We start from the raw sequence: 22,269 nt of genomic DNA, 5'->3' as shown, positions 1-22,269 counted from the left end.
GCTCGTCGGCATCTTGATGGACAGCAAGGGGGAGGACAACTTTCATGCGTCCTTTGATCGTCAAACTAAGCACGGTGGCCGTGCTGGCCGGCGTTGCCGTCGTCATCTCGCCCGCAGCTTCGGCGACGGCCGGCGGGCCGGGCTCGGTGCAGGCCGACACCGTGTCGGCACAGGCCGGTCAGGTCAGTGCTATGGGGGCGGCCTGCGGCCGGACCGCACCGGACCGCGACGACAGCTCCTGGCCGCGGCAGACGGCCGGCGTCAGCGCGAACATGCGTGAGGGGTCCAGCACGACCTGCGATGTCGCGGGCTGGGCCGACAACCGCGACCAGCTGGACTACCACTGCTGGACCAGTGGCCAGAACGGCACCTGGACCTACCTCACCAACGTCACCGACGGAACGACCGGCTGGGTCAAGGACAGCCTGTTGCCCCGCAACGGCTCGTCGGTCGACTGCGAGTTCTGAGCGGAACTCGTGACCATGAGCACCGGCCGGCCCGCAATACCCCACAGGTGTCCGGGCGAATCAGGTGCCGCATGACGGCGGGCGCGGGCAACTGACCGTGCCCGCATCGAGATCCGGCACCATCCCGGCGGTCGTGCCCATCAGCGGTCACCGGGATGGTGCCGTTGCGCCGCATGGGCTTTCCCGCAGGTGCCGACGCACCGCGCGGTCGAGCACGACGAGCGAGCGGTCGTGACGTGGCGGCGGGAGACGTGGCCCGCGGGAAAACGGTAGCGGCGGAGCAGAACGCCTGGCTGTGCTTCGAGGACGAGGCCGGCCGGACGTTGCGCCCGCCCAAGGCGCGGACCTGGGGACGACGCGGCCGGACCCCGACCATGGCGGTGTTCGGGCAAGGGCTCGGGCCAGAAGGCGCCCTCGCCGGTGTGGATCCGGTGGCGTCGGCCACCCACAACCGGTCCGGCGCGGGCGCGGTGAAGCCCCGGTTCACTCGATCAGGGGCCGGTGCGGCCCGCGGATCGCGCCTGGTCGACGACGCCCGCCACTGTCTGCGCAGGAACGCGCCCGGCAGGCCGGCCCGACGCATCAGCCGCTCGACCCGCTTGCGCGACACGCGGATGCCCCGACGCCGCAGCACCTGGTGAACCCGCGGACTGCCGTAGGTGCCGCCCGAGGCGGCGTGGATGTCGACGATCCCGGCGGTGATCACCTCGTCCTCGCGCTCACGGCGGGACGGGTCGGCCTGGCGGGCCACCCAACCGTGGTAGGTGGAGGAGGCGACGCCCAGGACCCGGAGGACGAACTCGACCGGAGAAGCGGCCGCGAAGCTGTTCGACGAGCTTCACGACCGTCGCCGGGTCGGGTTCCGACGCGAAAAACGCGGACACGGTCTTCAAGATCTCGTTGGCACGCTTGAGTTCCGCGTTCTCCCGCCGCAGCCGGCGCAGTTCCCCCGACTCGGCCGCGGTGAGCCGGTCGTCCCGCTCGCCGCGGTCGGCCTCGTCCTGCCGGATCCAGTTCCGCAACGCCTGCGGGTGCACGCCCAGCGGACGACTCCCTTCAGGCCCTATCGGACCATGCCTGGAAAGACTTTGAGCTACCGGGGGAACCTCGGTGGTTCTTCCGGTAGCCGAGCAGGATGCGGTGTTCGGCAGAGTGCTTCCGATCGACGGTCGCTACCCTTGACGCGTGGTCAAGCTGGCTGGCTTGGTGGGGTGCTGATGATGGTGGTCGTGGCTGGTGTGCTCGCGGCGATCCTGCTGGCGGGCTGCGGTGTGGCGATCGGCATGGGTGGTGTCGGTGATCTGGTGGCGCGGCTGAGTCCGATGGGGAAGTTGGCCGCGTTCGGGGTCGTGTTGGTGTTGGTGGCGGCCACGGCGTGGACGCTCGGCTCGGCGGTGGGGCCGATCGGCGACCAGCCCACACCGGTGGTTCCCGGAGCCGATCACACCGGCGAGAGCGGACACGGCGGGTGAAGACGGCTGGGCTGTCGGCGCACCGCGGCCTGGATGGCGGCAGTACATGATCGTGATGAAGGTGCCACGTCGCCGGTTCCGAGCAGGGGGATGGCCCAGCCGGTGGTGATGAGCACGAGGGGTGCGGGGATGACGAACCACAGCGGGAGGTGCTGCCAGGTTCCCCGCTTGGGGGCGGTGCCCAGTGGCGCGCGGCGGTCGGCGCGGGTGGGGCGGCGCTGCCACCACATCCGGTAGCCGAGCACGATCAGGGTCAGGATGCCGGCGGCGAGCAGGAACAGGGCGATCTGGTTGGCCAGGCCGAACAGCCTGCCCATGTGGGCCTGGATGCCCAGGGACGACAGCTTGGCCAGGAAGGGGCGGTCGGCCCAGTCGGCGCGGGCGGTCGCGGGGTCGACGGCGACCTTGTCCAGTCGGACCGGCCAGGTGTTGTCGTTCTGCGCGGCCGCCCACGCGGTGCCGGGTTCGGCCGCGGCGCCGAGCTGGAGCGGTCCGTCCAGCCCTGCGGCGTGCGCGGTGGCGAGCACCCGGTCGAACGCGGCCGGATCGACCGGCTCGGCGTCCGTTGATCCGGTGCCGTGTTCACCGTGCCCCTCGGAGACTGCGTCGCCCACGGCGCCGGCCAGGCGCGTCTCCAGTGCCGGCGCCCTGGCGTTGAGAACGGTCAGGGCGGCGCTGAAGTTCTCGCCGGTGCAGGTTGTCCAACCAGGTCGTGACCGGGGTCGATCCGGACCAGGTGGTCAGCTGGCCTTGCACCTGTGCGGTGGCGACCTCCTCGGACACCGGGCGCGGCGCGCCGTCGGTCGAGGAGGCTTTCAGCACGTCGTCGTAGAGCAGGGTGTCGAGCCGGGGTGCGAGCGCATAGAGCAGGCCCGACAGCGCGGCCACGACCAGGAACGGTGCGACCAGCACCCCGGCGTAGAAGTGCGGACGGCGCAACAACGGCACGACGGACACCCTGGGTGTGGCAGCGGGCCTCGTCGGTGCGCACGTCGTCGACGGGAGGAGCGGACACGGGACATCTCTGGTGGGGATGAGCAGGGAACACCTGCCCACTGGTCGTGCGGGGTGGCCACTTGGTTCCCGGCGATTCGGGGAACCCGGCGAAGCGGGCCTCGTCCTCGCTCCACGGCGGTTCGGCGAAGCAGGCGCGGTAGATCCGTTCCAGGGGTTGCGCGAGGGCGAGCAGGTCCGGTGCGCCGACTTCGGTGAGCACGTGGTGCCCGGTCGGGTCGCGGTGCGCGAGGTCGCCGGTCACCGCACGGCCACCAGCACGTGGTCGTCGCCGTCGCCGGCATCGACCGCGAGCTCCGCGCGAAGATCGACGCGGCGCCGGCCGGATGAGCCGGGTGAACCGCCGACTCGCCTGGCTCCACGTCATCGGCGGCGGCCTCGGCCTGGCCGCAGCCGTCGCGCTGACCCTGGAGAAGATCGCCACGCTGCGCGACCCGACCTACGTCCCACCTGCTCGCTCAACCCGATCATCTCCTGTGGATCGGTCATGGACAGCCCGCAGGCCGCCGCGTTCGGCTTCCCCAACCCGCTGATCGGCATCGCGGCGTTCGCCGTCGTGGTCACCAGCGGGGTCGCAATGCCGGCCGGGTTCGCACCACCACGCTGGTACCGGATCGCGCTCACCGCGGGCACCGCCTTCGGCGTGGTGTTCGTGCACTGGCTCATCGCGGCGAGCCTCTACGGCGTCCACGCCCTGTGCCCCTACTGCCTCGTGGTCTGGGTCGTGACCACCCCGATCTTCTGGTACACCACCCTGGACACCTGGCCCGCGCTCGCGCCGCCTCCACAGCGCCGTCCCGGCCCTCTGGTACAGCGTCGATCGCCGGCCTGGTGCCGCACGCCTTCTGGGACTACTGGAACAGCCTGCCGCAACGGTGTCGCGAAGACCGGGCACAGGGCAGCATCACCCCACGTCGGTGGCCTCGTCACCCGTGGCGCGCAGCAGGTCGTCGCGGGCGCGGGCGACCCGGGAGCGGATGGTGCCCACCGGGCAGCCGGCGACCTCGGCCGCCTCCGCGTAGGGCAGGCCGAGGACCTGGGTGAGCACCAGGGCCTCGCGGCGGTCGGGGTCCAGGGCGTCGAGCAGCACGTTGAGCTCGACGACGTCCTCGAAGCCGGTGTCGGCCGCCCGCCGGTCGGCCTCCTGCGCCCAGTCCGCGCCCGAGGACAGCCGCGGGCGCGCCTGGGCCATGCGGATGTGGTCGATCACGACGCGGCGGGCGATGACCAGCAGCCAGGTGCGGGCGGAGGAGCGGCCGGCGAAGCGCGACAGGCTGGGCAGGGCGCGGGCGTAGGTCTCCTGCGCGAGGTCGTCGGCCAGGGAGACCTCGGACAGGTGGGCGACGAAGCGCCAGACGTCCCGCTGGGTGGCGCGGACGAACCGCTCCAGGGCGTCGCGGTCGCCGGAACGCGCGTCCAGCGCCCAGCGGGTGACCTCGTCGTCGAAGGCTGTCACGATTCCGAATCGTAACCACACCCCGTGGGGAACTCGTGAGCCGAATGGCCCGACTATTGGAGCGTGGACTGCCAATCCTGCCGTGAAGCGCTCTCGGCCCGCCTGGACGGCGAGACCGAGCCCGTACCCGCCGCCGAGACGGACGCGCATCTGGCACAGTGCCCCGCCTGCACCCGCTGGCAGGCGAGCGCACAGGCGCTGACCAGGACCATCCGCGTCCGCCCCGTGGGCGCGGGACCGGACCTGGTCGACGCCGTGCTGGCCGCCGCCCCACCCGATCACCTCGCCGCACCCCGCCACACCGCCCTGACCCCGCGCCTGGCGCTGGCCGCCGTCGCCATCGTCCAGCTGTGGCTCGCCCTGGCCCAACTGCTCGCCGGGGCCACCGGCGGGCACGCCGGCCACGGGATCTCCACCCACCTGTTCAACGAGGGCGCCGCCTGGAACCTCGCCCTGGGCATCGGCCTGCTGGTCGCCGCCGTGAGCTCGCACCGCGCCGCCGGGCTGCTACCCACCCTCGGGGGGTTCGTCGCGGTGCTGCTGGTCTTCTCGGTCAGCGACCTGCTCGACGGCGCCGCGACCGCCACCCGCGTCGTCTCGCACCTGCCCCTGGTGGCCGGTCTGGTGCTGCTCTACCTCGTCGCCCGAGCCCACCGGGAGCCGAGTCCGGGCACGCCCGCCAAGCACGACCGCGACGATCTCGACCACCACGACCACCACGACCACGACAGCGGCGACACCGCCCCGAGCCCCGAGGGGCGTCGCGGGCAGTCGCGGCACCTGCGACCCACCGCCCACCACCGACGAGCCGCCTGACCCCACGGACACGCCGGGCCGGTCCACTTCCACCGCCCCGGCGTCGCACACCGCCGCGAACACCCGCGCCGGCCGGGCACCCCTTCGCCCGGCCGGCCCGGGCCTTTCCGGACGTCCACTCGTCACGGACACGGCGCGGCGGCAGCGCGGCGCCCGCACCACCGGATCTCCTCGTCGCCGATCAGGCGCGCCAGACGGTGCCCCGGCGCTCGTACTCCAGGAATGCCTCCGCCTGCTGAGCCGACCGCGCGCCGAGGAAGCGCTCGACGAGCCACAGCGCCACGTCCAGGCCGGAGGTGACGCCGCCGCCGGTGATCAGGTCGCCGTCGTCGACGACGCGGGCATCGACCACGATCGCACCCCGGGCCGCGAGGTCGGCCTTCGCGCGGTGGTGGGTGGTCGCGTGGCGGCCCCTCGTGATCCCCGCGGCCGACAGGACCATGACACCGGTGCGGATGCCCACCGGGAGCGCGTCGACCGAAGCCAGGCGGCGCAGGAACTCCCGGTCGGCCATCAGCCGGCGCACACCGGGACTCGTCGGGTCGGTGTAGCGGCCGCCGCCGGGCACCACCAGCACGTCGTTGACCCTCCCGGGTTGGTGCCGTACACCGTCCGACATCGACGCGGACGCGGCGTGGTTTCTAGCCTCGTGCCAGGATCAGGGGTGTGATACCGCCGGCGGCGGCCTGGGCGCGGTGCAGGGCCAGTTCGGCGGTGGGGCCTTCGGCGAGCACGATGCCGGTGCACGACCGCTGGTCGGCCAAATGTTCGAGCACGTCGCCGGGGCTCGCGGTCGGGTACCACTCCGGGTGGCCGGGCAGGCCGGCCAACCTCCCCAACCCCGACCAGCCCTCCAGCACCCCGGCCTCGCGCGGGTAGAGCGCCACGAAGCCGGTCGCGGTGCCGCCGCCGGTCGCGCCGTCGAGCAGGTCGGGGCGTTGGCCGAGGGCGACCTGGACCATTGCGTCGTAGGCGTTGGTGCCCAGCGCCCGGCAGAGGGCTTCGCCGACGAGGGCGCCGCCGATGCGGGCGTTGATCTCGACCACCTCGGGCCCGTCCGCGGTGAGGACGAACTCGGTGTGCGCGAAACCGCTCTCGTGACCGGCGGCTTTGAGCACGTGGCCGATCCAGTCGTCCAGTGCGGCCAGGTCGGCGTCGGGGAAGGCGACCGGGAACGCGGACGCCTCCTCGCGGCGCGCGGGTTCGGGGGACAGCACCCGGCTGAGCACGCCGAACAGTCGGGTCTCGCCTCGCCAGGTGATGGTCTCGGCGCTGTAGAGGGGGCCTTCGAAGTACGGTTCGGCGGTCAGGCGGCCCTTGAGCGGGGTGTCGGCGGCGTCGCGCAGGGCGGCGTCGCGCTCGGCGGGGGTGCGGCACAGCCATACCGCGCGGGACGAGGTGCCCGCGGAATCCTTGACCACCAGCGGGAAGTCCTGTGCGGTGGCCGGGTCGAGCGGGCCGCCGCGGCTCAGGCCGTGGGTGTGCAGCCGGGCCCGGACGGCGGCCTTGTCCCGCAGCACCCGCACCGCCGCCGGCGCCGGTCCGGGCAGGCCGAGGCGGTGGGCCAGCTCCGCGCCGGGCAGCGCCCAGGTGTCGGTGGAGCTGATCAGCCCGGCCAGGTCGGGGAGGTCGCGCAGCACGCGCTCGCACGTGGTGATGTCGGTGGTGTCGACGTCCACGACCCGCACGAGGTCGCCGCAGTGGGACAGCTCGTGGCGGTAGATCGACCGGTCGCCGGTGAGCAGCACGAGGTCGTGCCCGGCGGCGGCCGCGGCGTCGGCGGTGCGGCCGAGGCCGAAGGTGAGGGCTTCGAGCAGCACGACGGTCACGGCACGGGGTCCTTCCTGAGGTCCCGGGGGCGTTCCTGCCCGGGGACGGTCGGTCCGTGGGGGCGGACGTTGTCGAAGTGGATGGCGTTGCCGATGCCGGCGATGATCGCGTCGGGGTCGGTGAACCGTTCGCTGCCGAAGGTGACGCTGCCGAAGGGCTGCACGCACACCAGCCGGGCCAGCAGCTCGCGCACGCGGGCCACCCGCCTGCTCTGGTCCAGCCGCAAGTCGTCCGACGGGGGCATCTGGTCCACGGTCACGGCCAGGATCTCCAGCTGGACGCGCAGGGTCTCGTCGACCGTGGTGGAGGCGACGACGTGGCAGCGCAGGCCGTGGCGGTGGCAGGCCATGGCCAGGGCGAGGGCGTAGATGCCGCTGGAGCTGTCGACCAGGGTCTGCCCGGGGCGGACCACGCCGGTGTCCAGGAGGTGCCGGACCGCGCCGAGCGCGGCGTAGACCTTGAGGGTCTCGAAGCGGACCAGCACGGTGTTCGGCGTGAGCCGGATCAGCGAGGGCGCCTTGACCGCGTCGGTGACGTGGTCGTGGACCGGCGGCGCCACGGCGTCGTGGTCGAGCACGGTCCTCACCTCCCGACCGGTCGTGGGCAGCCGGCCACCGCCGGTGGGACCGTCGCGCGGGTCAGGGTCATGATCGAGCCCTTCCGGTGTGGGCATGTCGTCGAGCGGCGGCGGCGAGGGCGCGCGAACCGCTACCGTGCGCACGGTGGTGCGGGTCGAGCCGGCCGGCCCACCGGCCGTACCGCTTCCAGTCCTACTGGTCGTCCGCAGGACCTGGTTGGTTCCCCGGGTGGTGGAATTCGGGCGTGGGAATCGGAACTCCTGCCCGTCGTGGAACGACCAGTTCCGCGTCGGGCCGGTGGCCCGGCCGGTGCGTGGGGCGACGGGAGCAGGAGGCTGCGCATGGGTCGGGACGGTTGATGGGTACCGGAATGTCCTCCCGTGTGGGAACCCGAAGGCGTTTCCCGGGACGCGGGATGGCCGGTCTCGCGGGAGCGCAGGTGGCGTTGCTGGTGAGCGGGTGCCTGGTCAACGTCGGTACCTTCGCGGTCTACCCGTACCTGGCCGTGCTGCTGCGCGATCGGCTGGGAGTGGGCATGGCGCAGGTCGGCGTGGTGCTCGGGGCGGCTACGTTGGTGCAGTTCGCCAGCGCGCCGCTCACGGCCGCGTTCGCCGAGCGGATCGGGCTCAAGCGCTGCCTGCTGCTGGCCACGTTCGTCTACGGGCTGGCCGCGCTGACCTACCTGGTCGGAGGGGACGAACCCGGGCTGACGGTGCTCGCGCTGTTCCTGAGCTGCGGCGCCGGGGCGCTCTACTCGCCGGCCTACCGCGGCTACCTGGTGCACTCGGCGACCGCGGAGCAGCGTCCGCGGGTGCTGTCGGCCGGCAACGCGGCGGGCAACCTCGGCATCGCGCTCGGACCGGTGGTCGGGGCGTTGTTCCTGCACCAGCCCGGTCGGTTGTTCGCGATGACCGCGGTGCTCTACGCCGTGCTGGCGGTGGCGCACTTCTTCCTGCGCCCGGAGAGGACGACCGGTCCCAGGCCCGATGTCGAGCCGTTCCGCAGGGTGCTGCGGGGTCTGGCCGGGCTGCCGTTCGCGGTGACCGTGCTGACCCACTACCTCTACATGCAGTTCTACCAATACCTGTCGCCCTTCGCGGAAGGGCGCGTGCCCACGGCCGTCTACGGGGTGGTCATGATGGGGTACTCGCTCGGGTTGGTGGCGGTGCAGCCGCTGGTGGCGCGACGGGTCGGTCGCGTCGGCTACCCGGTGGCGATGGCGGTCGGCTTCTGCTGCATGGCCGCGGGCACGGCGGCCTTCGCCGCCGACGGGGTGGCCGGTCTCGCCGCGGGTGTCGCGGTGATGGCGGTGGGTACCGCGGTGTTGTTCCTCAAGAACGACCTGGAGGCGTTGGCGGGGTCGCGGCGGTCGGCCACGGTGACCTTCGGGCAGCAGCGGCTGGCGGTCGGGGTGGGTTCCCTGCTCAGCGGGGTGGTCGGTGGCGCGGTGTACGGGCTGTTCGAGGAGGCGGGGCTGCTGCCGGGGTTCTGGCTGGCGGTGGCCGCGCAGTGCCTGCTGCTGCCGCCGCTGGTGCTGGTGGTGGCCCGCCGGGCGGCCGGGTGGAGGGGGTGACCCGTCTGCGGGCGTACGGGATTACGAAGCCGGCGTCGCGGGCTTCTCGTAGACGGTGACGTAGTTGCCCTCGGCGCGGAACGGCTCACGGCGCCAGCCGCCCCACCGGTGCACGCGCCGCAGTCCCGCCAGGCGGGCCATGAGGTCGAGTTCGGCCGGCCAGGCGTAGCGCATGAACGCCGGCGCCAGCTTGATCCCGCGTTCGGTGATCAGCACGTGGTGTCCCTCGAAGCGCTGTTCGACAGGGTCGTGGCGGACTGCGGCCAGCCGCACCCGGTCGAGGCCGACCTGGTGGGTCTCCAGGGTCTGGTCGCGCTGGTAGCGGGCGACGTCGGGCATCGGGCACTCCAGCACGAACCGGCCGCCGGGCAGCAGGCGCTTCGCGGCATTGGCGAAGCAGCGCACCTGCTCCTCCTGGTCCTGGAGGAAGAAGAAGGTGGAGAACACCACGAACACCACGGCGAACAGGTCGTCGGTGCCGTCGTCGACGTCGGCCATGTCACCGATGACGACGGGGATGCGGTCGCCGCCGGGCTTGGCGCGCATACGGGCCACCATCGCCTCCGAGGCGTCCACGCCCCGCACGTCGATCCCTGCCTCGGCCAGCGGGATCGTCACCCTCCCGGTGCCCACCGCCAGCTCGAACACCGGCCCGGCCGGTCCTTCCCCGGCCAGCTCGGCCAGGCCGCGCACCGCGTCGGTGGGGTCGTGGGCGGCGTGCCACTCGTCGTAGACGTCGGCGTTGAGCTCGCCGTAGGTCTCCGGTCCGAAGCTGTGCATGAGGTGTCCTCCAGAGGGCCGTTTCCAGCGGCCGGGCGCGTAGTGCGGGCAGCGTTCGGCGACCACGGCACGTCCACCAAGGTCGGCCGGCCGATCCACCGAGTTCCCGGCTCGCGCGGAATCGTCACCGTCTGTGCGTTTCCACGATCCTCGGGAACCGGATGGCGGTGCGGCACGACTTCTACGGTGGTGGCCGGTTCGACAGCGGCCCGGAGCGGGAGGAACAGGGTGCGCGGTGTCGGGTAGTGGCACGGGGGTCGAGGACGCGGCCGAGGTCGTCGCACCGCCGCGCGGGACCGGGGCGCGTGGGCGGGCCGGGTACATGGCGGGGTTGTTCGGGCTGCTGGTCCTGCTGTTGCTGGGCGCGGTGGTGGTGCTGATCGCGCAGGGCTCGATCGCCATCCCGATCGGGGAGGTGCTGCGCATCCTGACCGGCCAGGACGCCGAGTCCGAGGTCAGCCGCACGATCGTGCTGGACGCGCGGCTGCCGAAGGTGGTGGCCGGGCTGCTGGCCGGTGCCGCGCTGGCGGTGGGCGGGGCGCAGATGCAGACGTTGTTCCGCAACCCGCTGGCCGACCCGTTCGTGCTCGGCGTCAGCTCCGGCGCGGTCCTGGGCGCCTCGGTGGTCATCCTGGGCACCAGCGGCGTGGGGTGGCTGTCGGGGCTCGGTGTGGTCAGCCAACTGGGGGTGACCGGCGCGGCCGTGGCCGGGGCCGCCGGGGTGCTGCTGATCGCGCTGGGCATCGCGCGGCGCGTCGGCGACCCGGTGGTGGTGCTGGTCGTGGGCGTGATGCTGGGTTACCTGGCCGGGGCGGTGGTGGACATGCTGGTCTACTACACCGACCCGGACCGGTTGCAGGCGCTGGCGACGTTCACCCGCGGGTCGGTGCGCAACGTGACGTGGAACGAGTTGCAGGTCATCGCGGTGTCGTGCGCGGTGGTGCTGGTGCTGTCGGTGTTCCTGGCCCAGCCGCTCAACGCCCTGCTGCTGGGCGACCGCTACGCGGGCAGCCTGGGGATCAACGTCCGCCGCGTGCACTTCCTGGCGCTGGCCAGCGTCGCGGTGCTCTCGGGCATCACCACGGCCTACTGCGGGGCGATCGGGTTCGTCGGCTTGGCCGCACCGCACCTGGCCCGGGGCCTGCTGCGCACCGCCGATCACCGGCTGGTGCTGCCCGCCAGCGCCCTGATCGGGGCGGTGATCGTGCTGGTCGCCGAGTACATCGCGGGCGGCAACGGGTTGACCCGGACCTCGCTGCCGCTGAACTCGGTGACCGCGTTCGTCGGCGCGCCGGTGATCCTGTGGGTGCTGCTGTCGGGTCGGGCGAGGAGGCAGGCGTGACGACCGAGAACCCCCGGCCGGCGTTGCAGGCGGTGGCGCTCACCGCCGGTTATCGGCGTCGTCGCCGGCACCCGGCCGTCGCCGTGCTGCGCGACGTGCACCTGGCGGCCCGGCCCGGCGAGCTGATCGCGCTGATCGGCCCCAACGGCGCGGGCAAGTCGACCCTGCTGCGCACCCTGGTCGGCGCGCAACCGCCGCTGGCCGGTCACGTCCTGCTCGACGGCCGCGACCTCGCCGACCTCTCGCCCCGGCAGCGGGCGCGGCGGCTGGCGGTCACGCTGACCGAGCCGGTCGACGTGGGGCAGATGAGCGTCGGGGCGGTGGTGGCGCTGGGGCGGATGCCCTACCGGTCCTGGATCGGCAGGGAGAAGGCCCGCGACCGCGCCGCGGTGGACCGGGCGCTGGTCGACGCCGGGGTGGCCGAGTTGCGCGACCGGCCGCTGACCGACCTGTCCGACGGCGAGCGGCAGCGGGTCATGGTGGCCCGCTCCCTGGCGCAGGAACCGGCGGTGCTGGTGCTCGACGAGCCCACCGCGTTCCTGGATGTGGCGCGCCGGATCGAGTTCGCGGCGATGCTGACCCGGCTCGCCGCGACCAGCGGCGCGGCGATCGTGCTGTCCACCCACGACCTGGGGTTCGCGTTGCGCCGCGCCGACCAGGTGTGGCTGGTCGGCGGCGACGGCACGGTGACCGCGGGCGCGCCCGAGGACCTGGCCTACGGCGACGCCGTCACCCGCACCTTCACCGGCGAGAACATGTCCTTCGACGACGCCGCGGCCACCATCGTCGTCGCCGACGACACCGAACCCGGCGCCACCGTCCAGGTGGTCGCCGACGGACGCCTGCGCCAGTGGGCCGAGCACGCCGTGCGCCGCGCCGGGTGGGAACCGGTCGCCGACCCGTGCGGCCACGTCCTGGGCATCGAGCACGGCACACCGTGCCGCTGGACCGTCAACGGCGCGCAGGGCGTCGGCTTCGACTCCCTGGTCACCCACCTGCGCGGCCGCGCCGCGCCGCTGCCCGAAGACGCCCGGACCGGGTGACACCCGGTCCCCCCGCCCGACCCACCACGGACACGCAGGAGAGCACCACCGTGAACACACTCATCCGCTCGGCCGTCGCGCTGCTCGCGCTGCCCCTCGCCCTGACCGGCTGCGGGGGATCGAGCCCTGACGCGTCGGGCGGCCAGGCCGGCGCGGACGGCTGCGCCACCGACTACGCCGAGGGCCGGGACTACTTCCCCGACAAGGCCACCGTCACCGAATCCGAGCTGTGGAAGATCAGCTACCACGACTCCTACAAGACCATCACGCTCACCGACACCGAGAACACCGACGGCCCCGAGCTGACGTACGTGCTCTACCAGTGCGGCACCCCCCAACCCGAGGCCACCGGCGACCTGGACGGCGCGCTGGTGGTCCAGGTGCCGGTCACCAACGTCTCCGTCACCTCGTTCAACGCCCTGGCCATGGTCGACCGGCTGGGCAGGAACAAGACCATCACCGGCCTGAGCGGCCAACTCCTGGGCAACGCCGAGAAGGACGAGTGGTACGCGGGCGTCGCCGAGGCCGCCGGCAAGCCGATGTCGATCGGCGAGTACACCGACCTGAACAAGGAAGCCGTGCTGGGCCTGAAGAACCAGGTCATCCTCATGTCCGGGTTCGGCAAGGGCTTCGACGACATCAGCAACGCCCGCGCCGCCGGGATGCCCGGCGTGAGCGTGTCCAACCGGCTGGAGCGCCACGCCCTGGCCTCCGCCGAGTGGATCAAGATGGTGGCGGCGTTCTACAACGCCGAAGCCGCCGCCAACACCGAGTTCGACGCCATCAAGGCCCGCTACGACGAGGTCGTCCCCACCGTTTCCGGCAAGATCGGCAACCGCGAGGCGGGTTACCTCTGCGTCGCTCCCGAGCGCGGTTGCGAGTTCATGCACGGCCACGGCGCCGAAACCCTCGTCGGCCGCCTGCTCACCCAGCTCGGCGTGGACAACGTCTTCGCACCCGACAACCCCGCGCCCAACGGCCTGCCGTACGACTTCGAGAAGGCCGTGGGCACCGCCGCCGACGCGGACTTCTTCATCGTCTACGACCCGATGAAGATGACCCGGGCCGCGCTGACCGCCGACCCGCGCACCAACCGGTTCAAGCCGTTCCGGGACGACGACTTCATCGCCGGTGTGGACGAGAACTTCGAGGAGTGCCGCGCCAAGACCTACCTCGACGTCGACGTGCTCATCCGCGACTTCGCCATCGGCTTGGCGCCCGAGCTGTTCCCGGACGCCAAGGGCACCTGCTTCGCCCGCGCCTCCTGACGCGCCGGGTCCGCCGGGACGGCTGCCCGGCGGACCCGGCGTTCAGGCGCGGGTGCCGCGCACGATCAGCCGGCGCGCGTGGTTGTCGTAGGGGGAGGCGTCGAAGCCGCCGAAGCACTCCACGTCGGTGAACCCCGCGGTCTCGAACAGCACGCGCAGCTCGGCGGCGCTGTAGAGGGTGTTGTGGATCGACGTCCGCCGCACCTCGTCCCCGCGCACCCAAGTCCAGTCGCTGCGCACCCGCGTCCAGTCGTCCAGCACGGTGTCACGCATGAACACCGTGCCGCCGCTGACGTCCACCGCCTGCGGGCGGCCCACCCAGCCGGCGAACACCTCCTTTCCCAACATGTCGACCAGCAGCCGGCCGCCGGGGGCGAGGCTGGTGTGCGCGTTGCGGAGCACGGCCAGGTTCTCGTCCGGGTCGGTGAAGTAGCCGAACGACGTGTACAGGTTCACCACCAGGTCGTAAGCGCCTGGCTCGACGTGCTCGCGCATGTCCGCCCGCACCAGCCGCGCCTCGACTTCTGCCTCCCGACACGCCTCGCGCGCCCGCGCCAGCATCGCCTCGCTCAGGTCCACCCCGGTGACCGCCGCTCCGCGCCGGGCCAGCGGCACGACGTGGGTGCCCGGTCCGCACGCCAGATCCAGCACCCGATCGCCCGCGGTCACCTTGAGCAGCGGTGAGGTCGCCACCAGGCGCTCCGCCTCCTCGACCCGACGCGGCGGGAACATCACCTCGGCGAACCCCACCCACAGGTCGTCGTCCTCGTACCAGCCCATGCCGCTCCAGCCGTAGCGTCCTCGCGCGGAACAACGCCTTCCCGTTCTACTGGTCGTCGGCGAGCTTCGACCGGTTCCCGGGACACGTCGACCGCCGTCGGGTGCCGGGAACTTCCGCACCCGCCAGGACGACCTGTGGTGGTGACAGCCGACTTCGAGGTTGGGGACCCGATGCGACCCACGCAGGCAGCACGCGCCTACCCGTTCCGCGAGCCGACCGCGCTGGAGTTGGAGCCGGAGTACGCCCACCTCCGGGACCACGAACCGCTCAGCCGCATCTCCCTGCCCCACGGGGGCGACGCGTGGCTGGCCGTGCGGCACGCCGACGTGCGCACGGTGCTCAGCGACCCGAGGTTCAGCCGGGCCGCGCTGCTGGACCGCGACGTGCCCCGCGCCTCACCTCGCAGGCACACCGACGCGACGCTGCACACCGTCGACCCGCCCGAGCACACCCGGCTGCGTCGCCTGGTCGCCGCCGCCTTCAGCCCCCGGCGGGTCGAGCGCCTGGCCGAGCACGCCCGACGCGTCGCCGACGAACTGCTGGACCGGATCGAGGAGCAGGGCCCGCCCGCCGACCTGATCACCGACTTCGCCGTGCCGGTGCCCGTGGCGGTCATCTGCCAGATGCTGGGCGTGCCGGTGGCCGACCGCGAGGAGTTCGCGGGCTGGATCGACGTCGCCCTGGCCACCACCGCGTTCACCAGTGAGGAGATCCACGCCGCGTTCACCAGGTTGAAGGACTACGTGGCCGGCCTGGTCGCCGCCCGCCGCCGGGAACCGACCGACGACCTGCTCGGCGCCCTGGTCGAGGCGCGCGACACCGCCGACCGGCTCAGCGAGGACGAGCTGGTCGTGCTGGGCGTGACCCTGCTCTACGCGGGCCTGGAAACCACCACCAGCGAACTCGGCAACGGCATCCACACCCTGCTCACCCACCCCGACCAGCTCGCCGCCCTGCTCGCCGACCCGACCCTGATCGACCGGGCGGTGGACGAACTGCTGCGCTTCAACCCCCTGGTCACCTCGGCGGGGTTCACCCGCATCGCGCTGGAGGACGTCGAACTGGGCGGCGTGCTCGTCCGCGCCGGTGACGCGGTGATGGTGCACCCCGACGCCGCCGACCGCGACGACCGCGTCTTCGACCGCCCCGACGAACTGGACCTCACCCGCAGGCCGAACCCGCACCTGGCGTTCGGGTTCGGCCTGCACTACTGCGTCGCCGCGCAACTGGCCAAGGCCGAACTGCGGGTGGCCATCGGGACCTTGCTGCGCCGCTTCCCGGACCTGCGCCTCGCGGTCGGGGAGGACGAGCTGTCCTGGCGGCAGGGCCGGATGGCGCGCGGTCTGGACCGGCTCCCCGTCACCTGGTGACCCGCACCCCGACGGCGGGGAAGAACGGCGTCCGCCGTGTCTTGGGGTACCGCGCGGTGAGCCCTCACGCGGGCCAGCGGGTGTGGAGCCCGTCGATGCGGAAGTGGTGCGCGTGCCGGTGCCTCCCGTCCACGAGGACCGCGCCGTGGACGTGGTCGTGGTCGGTCCCGAGCCCGTGGTGCTCGTGCTCGACCACCTCGGGGTCGTGGGCGGGCCACAACCGGATGGCGACGGCGGTGGCCGCGGTGGCGATGACGCCGAGGACGAGCAGGGCGGTCGTCGTGGAGGTGGTGGTGGCCAGCCGGCCGGCCAGGGGGTAGCAGAGCAGCCAGCAGGCGTGGGAGAGGGCGAAGTCGGCGGCGAAGACGGCCGGGAGGTCGGGTCGGTGCGCCGATCGCCGCAGGAGGCGTCCGCCGGGGGTGAGCACGAGCGATCCGGCGGCGCCGAGCGCGGTCCACAGCACCAGCAGCGCCGGCCAGCGCAGGTCGCCGAGGAAGGCCGTCGCCGGTGCGGCGAGGAACAGCAGCACGGCGAGGGAGACCGAGGCGCGCAGCACGACGGGGCGGTCGGGGTGGCGGTCCAGGATGCGGGGTAGGGCGAGAGCGGCGGTGAGGGAGCCCAACCCGTAGGCGGCCAGGGCGACCGCGACGGCGGTCTCGCCACGCCCGAGCAGGTCGCGGACGTAGGCGACGGTGTTCACCAGGACCATGGCGCCCGCGGCGGCGACGGCCAGGTGGGCGGCGAGCAGGCCGCGCAGCCGAGGCGTGCCGAGGTAGACGCGGATGCCGCGGGTGGTGGCGGCGAACGAACGCCCCGACACCGCCGTGCCGCGTGAGGTCGGCAGTGCCGCCGCGAGCACCAGCAGGGCCGAGGCGGCGAACCCGGCCGCGGTGCCCAGGAACAGGGAGTCGTGGCCGACCACCAGCAGGACCGCGGCGGCGAGCAGGGGGCTGAGCAGCGTCTCCAGGTCGTAGGCCAGGCGCGAGAGGCTCAGGGCACGGGTGTAGTCGCGCTCCTCGGTGAGGACGTCGGGAATGGTCGCCTGGAACGTCGGCGTGAACGCGGCGGAGGCGGCTTGGAGCAGGAAGATCAACAGGTAGACCTGCCAGATCTGGTCCACCCAGGGCAGGCAGGCCGCGACGGCGGCGCGCACCAGGTCCAAGCCCACCAGCAGGGTCTTGCGGGGGAGCCGGGCGGCCAGGGTCGCGGCGAGCGGGCCGATGCCGACGTAGGCGACCATCTTGATCGCGAAGGCCGTGCCGAGCACCGCGCCCGCGTCCGGTCCGGCCAGGTCGTAGGCCAGCAGGCCCAGGGCGACGGTGGCCAGACCGGTGCCGGTCAGCGCGATGACCTGGGCGGTGAACAGGCGTCGGTACGTGCGGTTCGACAGCACCGTGAGCATCGGTGCGCACCTCCGGTCGGCTGGTGTTCCCGGGAACCGGGTGACACCATACGTGCTCATGTACGCACGCGACGACCTTGCAACAACGCATGACTGGCAACAGCTACCTCCTGGCGCGCACGTCGAGGCGGCGGTGGACGGGTTCCGGATGCTGGCCGACGGGACCCGACTGCGGATGATGTGGCTGTTGTGCGGTGCGGAGTACGACGTCACGACTTTGGCCGCCGCGGTGGGGATCGCCCGGCCGGCCGTGTCCCAGCACCTGGCGAAGCTGAAGCTCGCCGGCCTGGTGGCCGTGCGCCGTGACGGCCGCCGCGCGGTCTACCGGGTGCGCGGCGGCCACGTGCGGCGGCTGCTGGCCGAGGCGGTCGAGACCGCCGACCACCACCTCACCGGCCGTCCCGACCACGATTGACGCCGAAGACCGCTACCGGTCCGGAGCGCTGTCGAGCGGCCACCGGTACCCGCGTCGGCCTCGGCGACGCCGATCCCGCACCACCGCACCCGCGAGTGACCACCCGACATGACGCTGCCGGCAGCCCACACCCACCCGACCGCGTCACCGTCTCCAGCGCCACGAACGCGACCGTCGCCGGGTCCTCCGGTACCCGGCACGAGGCGCCCGTCAGGCGTGGTGTCCCCGGTGCCTGGTGACGGCGGCGCCGACGAGCGGGCAGGCGCGGCACGTGTGGCCGGTGGGCGTGCGGTAGAACAGGCAGCAGCTGCGGCGGGTGCCGTCGAGCGACAGCTCGCCGCGCAGGGACGGCGCGGCCAGCAGGCGGTCGCCGAGGTCGCGGAGATCGGCGGGCAGCGGTCGCAGGGCGCTGCGCAGGGCCGCGGCGGCGTTGCCCCGCAGCACCCCGGCGGCGACCTTGGCCACGGCGCGCAACCCGGTGTGGAACGGTTCCAGGTGCTCCTCGACCACGGCGCGCAGCAGCAGCGGTGCGTGATCGCCGGTGGTGGTCCAGCCGCCGGGCTCGGGCAGGGCCAGTCGCACGGAGGCGTCCTCGCCGATGCGGTAGCGCAGTCGGTCCAGGTCGGGCACGACCCCACGGGAGGCCACCGCGCCGAGAGCCACCGACCACAGCCCGGCCGCGACGAGGAACTGCAGGGTCGAGGCGGCCACCCGCGCCTCCGTCGTGCCGAACTTCGCGCCGACCCGTCGCACGGCCTCGGCCAGGGCGTCGGGGTCGTCGTGGAACGAGCGCAGCAGTTCGCCGTTGTGGTCGTCGTCAAGGGCCGAGCAGGGGCCGGTGCTCGATGCCGAGGCCGGCGCGGCGGCGACGTCGGCGGGGTCGGCCCGCCGGATCGCGTGTGGTCCGGCGGGCAGCGCCAGCGCCCACCGGAACACGGCCGTGACGTCGGGCAGGTGGGTTCGCCGGCCGTCCGCAAGCCCGACGTGACCACCAGGCCCGACCTGGATCTCGGCATCGGCCGGCCCCTGGTCGACGATGCCGATGCCGGCGCGGATCAGGACCGGACCGAGCACCGGGGAGTCGGGGCCGGGAATCCGGCAGGTCGTGGTGTCGGGCGATCGCGGCACGAGGACGCCTGCGGCCCTGTCGACGACCGGCTCGCAGCAGTCGACCTCCGGTTCGTGCGGCAACGACGTCACTGGCCCCACAGGTGCCTCCGGAAGTGTGTGGTGACGTGAACCGGCGGCGTGTCGTGCTGGGCGGCGGGGACCGGGTTCCTCGCCCGATCCCCGCTGCCGTCCCGCGTTCGGGCTCAACGTGGAAGGCCCGTGTACAGGTGGTCGTCCGGGACCCCGTCCCGGTTCCCGAACCGGGACGGCTGAGATGCGCCCCGTGCGCTCCGGTCGGCGGCGTCCGCTGACCTGAGCACGTGGAGGCCGGAGAAACCGCTCCTCGGCACGACCACGGCCGGCGAGGACGGCGGAGCCGCCGGACCGGTGCGGGCTCGGTCGAGTGAGCCGCGGTGGCAGGAGTTCGGCGTTGGGACGACGGGTACGCCCGAGCCGGCCCCGACGACCCCGGTCTCGTCAGATCCAGCCGCGCCGGGACGCCTGGAGGGCGGCCTGGAAGCGGGTCGTCGCGTTGAGCGCGGTCATCAGGCTGGTGAGCCTGCGGGTCAGGGTCCGGTCGGCGAGGTCCAGGGCGCGGGAGATCGCCTTGTCCTTCATGCCCGAGGCGAGCATCAGCAGGATCTGCCGGTCGAGGTCGCTCAGCTCGGCGTCGGGCTCCGGACCGATGGGGGTCGCGCGCTCCCACAGCATGTCGAAGCAGGCGGTGATGGTGCTCAGCAGCGGTGACGGGTGGACGAGGATGCGGACGCCGGTCTCGGCTTCCCTGAAGCTGAGCGGGAGCATCGCCACCCGGCCGTCCGCGATGATCATCTTCATCCGGATGTCCGGCAGGGCGCGGGCCTGCTCGCCCTCCGCGATGGAGCGCAGGATCTCCTCGGAGCGGTGGTGCTCGGCGATCGAGGGCGCGTGGTAGATCGCGCGGTAGCGGACGCCGCGGGCCAGTGCCTGCATCTCCGGCGGGTTCACCTCGGGGTGCCCGCTCATGTACGGCGGGCAGTCGACGATGCACACCTCGGATTCCGCGCCGAGCTGGATGCGGGCGAGCTGGCGGCGGATCGCGGCCTGGCCGTCGACCAGCTCGATCAGCTCGGACGTGCGGCCGGTGGGTGCGATGTCGAGGCGCTTGCCGAGGTCGCGCGCGGCGGCGCGCAGGGCCTCCAGGTCCTGCCTGCGCCGCAGGACGAGCGCGTCCACCGCCACCTCGGGCGGCGCGGGCAGGTAGCGGGCCGGGGTGCCCGCCAGGCGGGTGACCAGTCCGCTGTCGATCAGCCGGGCCAGCGGGCGGCGCAGCCGGGCCGCCGGGTCCCCGGTCAGCGCCGCCAGCTCGGACACCGAGGTCTGCGGGTTGTCGATGAGCACGAGGTAGAGCGCGCTCTCGACGGCCCCGAGGCCGAGCGGCTCCAACAGGACGTCCATGGCCGGTGGACGTTAGCACCGCTTTGGCCAGTTGTCGCCGGTGGCGCAAAGTGGCCACTGGGATTCGCGGGAACGGGGTTATCGTCCTCGGCGGGCGTTGTCTTCAGTTCAACGGAGAACATGAGAATGAACCCTGCATCCTCGCGCCGGGGCAGATGCCTCGGCGTGGCGCTGGCCGCGCTGACCATCGCCGGTCTGACCGCGACCGCCTCGCCCGCCACCGCGGCCGAGGTCACCATCCTCGGTGAAGGCGGTCCCGGCGCCGTCGCCGATCGCTACATCGTCAAGCTCAAGGACCAGACCGGCGCGGTCTCCGCGAGCGCGACCGGCCTGGCCAACACCTACGGCGGCGAGGTCAAGCACACCTACGAGCACGTCCTGCGCGGCTTCTCGGTGGTGATGGGCCAGCGGCAGGCCCGCAGGCTGGCCGCCGACCCGCGGGTGGACTACGTCGAGCAGGTCACCACGGCCCGCATCGCCGACACCCAGACCAACCCGCCGTGGGGCCTGGACCGCACCGACCAGCGGGACCGGCCGCTGAACCAGTCCTTCACCTACCCCGCCAACGGCGGCGAGGGCGTGACCGTCTACGTCCTCGACACCGGCGCGCGCATGACCCACCGCGACTTCAGCGGCCGGATCAGCGCGGGCCCGGACTACATCGACAACGACAGCAACCCCGCTGACTGCAACGGCCACGGCACGCACGTCGCCGGTTCGGCGGCGGGCACGACCTACGGCGTGGCGAAGAAGGCGCGGATCGTCCCGGTCCGCGTGCTGGACTGCCAGGGCAGCGGCCCGTGGGACACCGTCATCCGGGCCATCGACTGGGTCACGGCGAACGCCGCCAAGCCCGCCGTGGTCAACATGAGCCTCGGCGGCAGCGGTACCCAGACGACCCTGGAGAACGCGGTCCGCAGGTCGATCTCCTCCGGCGTGACCTACGTCCTGGCGGGTGGCAACGACAACTCCGACGCCTGCGGCTTCACCCCCGCCCGCACGCCGGAGGCCATCACGGTCGGCAACAGCACCAACTCCGACACCAAGTCCGGCACGAGCAACTTCGGCCGCTGCCTGGACATCTGGGCGCCGGGCACCAACATCCTGTCCGCCTGGCACACCGGTGACACGGCCACCAACACCATCACCGGGACGTCGATGGCCTCCCCGCACGTCGCGGGCGCCGCGGCCCTGCACCTGGGCGCGACCCCGGGCGCCACGCCGCAGCAGGTCCGGGACGCGCTGGTGAACAACGCGAGCAGCGGCAAGCTGTCCGGGATCGGCACCGGGTCGCCGAACCTGCTCCTCTACACCGGTTATCTCAACGACAGCACGCCGAACGAACCCGTGGTGGCCGAGCCGGGCGACCAGACGGCCAGGGTCGGCACCGCGGTGAACCTGCAACTGCGGGCCTCCGGCGGCACGTCGCCCTACCGGTGGTCGGCCCAGGGCCTGCCCGCCGGCCTGTCGCTCGACGCCTCCACCGGCCTGGTCGGCGGCACCCCGACCGCCGCCGCGACGAGCAACGTCGTCGTCACCGCGACCGACGCCGCGGGCAAGTCGGACTCGGCGTCCTTCCGGTGGGTGGTCACCCAGGACGGCGGCGGTGGCTGCGGCACCCACCCGAACACCGAGACGGGCAGGCTGACCAGCGGGGGCAGCACCTACGAGCCCAACGGCACGTACTTCTCGGCGGGCGCGGGCACGCACCGGGCGACGCTGTGCGGCCCCGCGGGCACGGACTTCGACGTCTACCTGCTCAGGTGGAACAACGTCACGTGGGTGACGGTCGCGCAGGGCACCACGCCCGGCAATTCCGAGACCATCACCTACACCGGTGGCGCGGGGCTCTACACCTACCGGGTCCTCGCCTACGCCGGCAGCGGCGACTACACCCTGGGCTACACCGCACCGTGACCCCCGCGGCCCGGCCGGCCGAACTCTCCCATCACGACGCCCTGAGTTCCGGTCGGCCGGGCCGCGGGTGCCGGGCACCGGCACTCGCGCACGGTGCCCGGCCGTGAGAGGCGGCCTTCCGGTCCCTGCGCCGGGGGGCCGCCGACCACGGCGCCGGGCGGACTCGCGGTGCGCACAGCGGTGCGCACCGCGGTGCGC

General features: G+C 73.0%; 22 protein-coding genes and 2 pseudogenes. 11 read left to right on the top strand and 13 right to left on the bottom strand.

All coding sequences use genetic code 11. The features are described 5' to 3' along the window. The first annotated feature begins 74 nt into the window (after window positions 1–74). Window positions 75–467: an SH3 domain-containing protein gene (locus tag ACFP3R_RS20790; RefSeq protein WP_380638016.1), complete on the top strand. Its 393-nt coding sequence runs from the start codon at window positions 75–77 to the stop codon at window positions 465–467. On the opposite strand, the gene ACFP3R_RS20785 is transcribed toward ACFP3R_RS20790, so the two are convergent. Both ACFP3R_RS20785 and ACFP3R_RS20780 read right to left on the bottom strand, forming a co-directional pair. After that, window positions 415–1,218: an IS3 family transposase gene (locus ACFP3R_RS20785; RefSeq protein WP_380638015.1), complete on the bottom strand. Its 804-nt coding sequence runs from the start codon at window positions 1,216–1,218 to the stop codon at window positions 415–417. The genes ACFP3R_RS20790 and ACFP3R_RS20785 overlap by 53 nt on opposite strands. Further along, the gene (locus ACFP3R_RS20780; RefSeq protein WP_380638029.1) at window positions 1,187–1,534 is read right to left on the bottom strand and encodes a transposase; all 348 of its coding nucleotides are present in this window, start codon (window positions 1,532–1,534) and stop codon (window positions 1,187–1,189) included. The genes ACFP3R_RS20785 and ACFP3R_RS20780 overlap by 32 nt, the downstream gene beginning before the upstream one ends. A 144-nt stretch (window positions 1,535–1,678) precedes the next feature. Here ACFP3R_RS20780 and ACFP3R_RS20775 point away from each other — a divergent pair, with 144 nt between their 5' ends. Next, window positions 1,679–1,939, top strand: a complete 261-nt coding sequence (locus ACFP3R_RS20775; protein WP_380638014.1) for a hypothetical protein — start codon at window positions 1,679–1,681, stop codon at window positions 1,937–1,939. On the opposite strand, the gene ACFP3R_RS20770 is transcribed toward ACFP3R_RS20775, so the two are convergent. Together ACFP3R_RS20770 and ACFP3R_RS20765 are read right to left on the bottom strand one after the other, a co-directional pair. Continuing rightward, window positions 1,909–2,553: a PepSY domain-containing protein gene (locus ACFP3R_RS20770; protein WP_380638013.1), complete on the bottom strand. Its 645-nt coding sequence runs from the start codon at window positions 2,551–2,553 to the stop codon at window positions 1,909–1,911. The genes ACFP3R_RS20775 and ACFP3R_RS20770 overlap by 31 nt on opposite strands. Then, window positions 2,522–2,887 (bottom strand): PepSY domain-containing protein, encoded by a 366-nt coding sequence (locus tag ACFP3R_RS20765; RefSeq protein ID WP_380638012.1) that lies wholly within the window; start codon window positions 2,885–2,887, stop codon window positions 2,522–2,524. The genes ACFP3R_RS20770 and ACFP3R_RS20765 overlap by 32 nt, the downstream gene beginning before the upstream one ends. Before the next feature lie 85 nt (window positions 2,888–2,972). Between ACFP3R_RS20765 and ACFP3R_RS20760 the strand changes: the two are divergent. After that, window positions 2,973–3,647, top strand: a pseudogene (locus ACFP3R_RS20760) (vitamin K epoxide reductase family protein); the annotation flags it as partial. Between the two features lie 210 nt (window positions 3,648–3,857). Here ACFP3R_RS20760 and ACFP3R_RS20755 read toward each other — a convergent pair. Next, window positions 3,858–4,409, bottom strand: coding sequence for a sigma-70 family RNA polymerase sigma factor (locus tag ACFP3R_RS20755; RefSeq protein ID WP_380638011.1), 552 nt, complete (start codon window positions 4,407–4,409; stop codon window positions 3,858–3,860). Between the two features lie 63 nt (window positions 4,410–4,472). Here ACFP3R_RS20755 and ACFP3R_RS20750 point away from each other — a divergent pair, with 63 nt between their 5' ends. Further along, window positions 4,473–5,225 carry a zf-HC2 domain-containing protein gene (locus ACFP3R_RS20750; protein WP_380638010.1) on the top strand — a complete coding sequence of 251 codons (753 nt, stop codon included), beginning with the start codon at window positions 4,473–4,475 and terminating at the stop codon, window positions 5,223–5,225. A gap of 181 nt (window positions 5,226–5,406) precedes the next feature. Here ACFP3R_RS20750 and ACFP3R_RS20745 read toward each other — a convergent pair whose 3' ends face one another. The 3 genes and pseudogenes from ACFP3R_RS20745 to ACFP3R_RS20735 all read right to left on the bottom strand — a co-directional run. After that, window positions 5,407–5,844 carry a DJ-1/PfpI family protein gene (locus ACFP3R_RS20745; RefSeq protein WP_380638009.1) on the bottom strand — a complete coding sequence of 146 codons (438 nt, stop codon included), beginning with the start codon at window positions 5,842–5,844 and terminating at the stop codon, window positions 5,407–5,409. Between the two features lie 22 nt (window positions 5,845–5,866). Next, window positions 5,867–7,054, bottom strand: coding sequence for an ATP-grasp domain-containing protein (locus ACFP3R_RS20740; protein WP_380638008.1), 1,188 nt, complete (start codon window positions 7,052–7,054; stop codon window positions 5,867–5,869). Between the two features lie 65 nt (window positions 7,055–7,119). Next, window positions 7,120–7,614 (bottom strand): annotated as a pseudogene (locus ACFP3R_RS20735) (pyridoxal-phosphate dependent enzyme); the annotation flags it as partial. Window positions 7,615–8,072: 458 nt separating this feature from the next. Between ACFP3R_RS20735 and ACFP3R_RS20730 the strand changes: the two are divergent. After that, complete coding sequence (locus ACFP3R_RS20730) at window positions 8,073–9,206, top strand: MFS transporter (protein ID WP_380638007.1); 1,134 nt, start codon at window positions 8,073–8,075, stop codon at window positions 9,204–9,206. Between the two features lie 21 nt (window positions 9,207–9,227). Here the strand turns inward: ACFP3R_RS20730 and ACFP3R_RS20725 are convergent, their stop codons facing one another. After that, complete coding sequence (locus ACFP3R_RS20725) at window positions 9,228–9,986, bottom strand: methyltransferase domain-containing protein (RefSeq protein WP_380638006.1); 759 nt, start codon at window positions 9,984–9,986, stop codon at window positions 9,228–9,230. Window positions 9,987–10,221: 235 nt separating this feature from the next. On the opposite strand from ACFP3R_RS20725, the gene ACFP3R_RS20720 reads away from it, so the two are divergent. From ACFP3R_RS20720 to ACFP3R_RS20710, 3 genes are read left to right on the top strand one after another with little or no spacing between them, the layout of a single operon-like run. Next, a complete protein-coding gene (locus ACFP3R_RS20720; RefSeq protein ID WP_380638005.1) occupies window positions 10,222–11,328 on the top strand; it encodes a FecCD family ABC transporter permease in 1,107 nt (368 codons plus the stop codon). Then, window positions 11,325–12,371 (top strand): ABC transporter ATP-binding protein, encoded by a 1,047-nt coding sequence (locus ACFP3R_RS20715; protein WP_380638004.1) that lies wholly within the window; start codon window positions 11,325–11,327, stop codon window positions 12,369–12,371. Before ACFP3R_RS20720 ends, ACFP3R_RS20715 begins: the two co-directional genes overlap by 4 nt. 50 nt (window positions 12,372–12,421) lie before the next feature. Further along, window positions 12,422–13,639, top strand: a complete 1,218-nt coding sequence (locus tag ACFP3R_RS20710) for an ABC transporter substrate-binding protein (protein ID WP_380638003.1) — start codon at window positions 12,422–12,424, stop codon at window positions 13,637–13,639. Between the two features lie 42 nt (window positions 13,640–13,681). On the opposite strand, the gene ACFP3R_RS20705 is transcribed toward ACFP3R_RS20710, so the two are convergent. Then, window positions 13,682–14,419 (bottom strand): class I SAM-dependent methyltransferase, encoded by a 738-nt coding sequence (locus ACFP3R_RS20705; RefSeq protein WP_380638002.1) that lies wholly within the window; start codon window positions 14,417–14,419, stop codon window positions 13,682–13,684. Window positions 14,420–14,590: 171 nt separating this feature from the next. Here ACFP3R_RS20705 and ACFP3R_RS20700 point away from each other — a divergent pair, with 171 nt between their 5' ends. Next, on the top strand, window positions 14,591–15,790 hold the full coding sequence (locus ACFP3R_RS20700; protein ID WP_380638000.1) for a cytochrome P450: 1,200 nt from the start codon (window positions 14,591–14,593) through the stop codon (window positions 15,788–15,790). Between the two features lie 64 nt (window positions 15,791–15,854). On the opposite strand, the gene ACFP3R_RS20695 is transcribed toward ACFP3R_RS20700, so the two are convergent. Beyond that, complete coding sequence (locus tag ACFP3R_RS20695; RefSeq protein WP_380637999.1) at window positions 15,855–17,192, bottom strand: MFS transporter; 1,338 nt, start codon at window positions 17,190–17,192, stop codon at window positions 15,855–15,857. 58 nt (window positions 17,193–17,250) lie between these two features. Between ACFP3R_RS20695 and ACFP3R_RS20690 the strand changes: the two genes are divergently transcribed. Further along, the gene (locus tag ACFP3R_RS20690) at window positions 17,251–17,607 is read left to right on the top strand and encodes an ArsR/SmtB family transcription factor (RefSeq protein ID WP_380637998.1); all 357 of its coding nucleotides are present in this window, start codon (window positions 17,251–17,253) and stop codon (window positions 17,605–17,607) included. A 210-nt stretch (window positions 17,608–17,817) separates the two neighbouring features. Here ACFP3R_RS20690 and ACFP3R_RS20685 read toward each other — a convergent pair whose 3' ends face one another. Then, on the bottom strand, window positions 17,818–18,798 hold the full coding sequence (locus tag ACFP3R_RS20685; protein WP_380637996.1) for a (2Fe-2S)-binding protein: 981 nt from the start codon (window positions 18,796–18,798) through the stop codon (window positions 17,818–17,820). Between the two features lie 396 nt (window positions 18,799–19,194). Next, window positions 19,195–20,154, bottom strand: a complete 960-nt coding sequence (locus ACFP3R_RS20680) for a helix-turn-helix transcriptional regulator (protein ID WP_380637995.1) — start codon at window positions 20,152–20,154, stop codon at window positions 19,195–19,197. 126 nt (window positions 20,155–20,280) lie between these two features. Here ACFP3R_RS20680 and ACFP3R_RS20675 point away from each other — a divergent pair, with 126 nt between their 5' ends. Then, window positions 20,281–22,071, top strand: a complete 1,791-nt coding sequence (locus ACFP3R_RS20675) for a S8 family peptidase (protein WP_380637994.1) — start codon at window positions 20,281–20,283, stop codon at window positions 22,069–22,071. The last annotated feature ends 198 nt before the right edge of the window (window positions 22,072–22,269 follow it).

This window comes from Saccharothrix lopnurensis (genome assembly GCF_042658445.1).
GTDB classification, from domain to species: domain Bacteria; phylum Actinomycetota; class Actinomycetes; order Mycobacteriales; family Pseudonocardiaceae; genus Actinosynnema; species Actinosynnema lopnurensis.
The sequence above is the reverse complement of the archived record's forward strand: the minus strand, read 5'-3'. Positions and strand labels throughout refer to the sequence as shown.

What these genes read in the sequence shown, in the direction of transcription:
- ACFP3R_RS20745 (WP_380638009.1), bottom strand. Translation starts at nt 5,844, where the DNA reads ATGTCGGACGGTGTACGGCACCAACCCGGGAGGGTCAACGACGTGCTG.
- ACFP3R_RS20725 (WP_380638006.1), bottom strand. Translation starts at nt 9,986, where the DNA reads ATGCACAGCTTCGGACCGGAGACCTACGGCGAGCTCAACGCCGACGTC.
- ACFP3R_RS20705 (WP_380638002.1), bottom strand. Translation starts at nt 14,419, where the DNA reads ATGGGCTGGTACGAGGACGACGACCTGTGGGTGGGGTTCGCCGAGGTG.
- ACFP3R_RS20700 (WP_380638000.1), top strand. Translation starts at nt 14,591, where the DNA reads ATGCGACCCACGCAGGCAGCACGCGCCTACCCGTTCCGCGAGCCGACC.
- ACFP3R_RS20695 (WP_380637999.1), bottom strand. Translation starts at nt 17,192, where the DNA reads ATGCTCACGGTGCTGTCGAACCGCACGTACCGACGCCTGTTCACCGCC.
- ACFP3R_RS20690 (WP_380637998.1), top strand. Translation starts at nt 17,251, where the DNA reads ATGTACGCACGCGACGACCTTGCAACAACGCATGACTGGCAACAGCTA.
- ACFP3R_RS20680 (WP_380637995.1), bottom strand. Translation starts at nt 20,154, where the DNA reads ATGGACGTCCTGTTGGAGCCGCTCGGCCTCGGGGCCGTCGAGAGCGCG.
- ACFP3R_RS20675 (WP_380637994.1), top strand. Translation starts at nt 20,281, where the DNA reads ATGAACCCTGCATCCTCGCGCCGGGGCAGATGCCTCGGCGTGGCGCTG.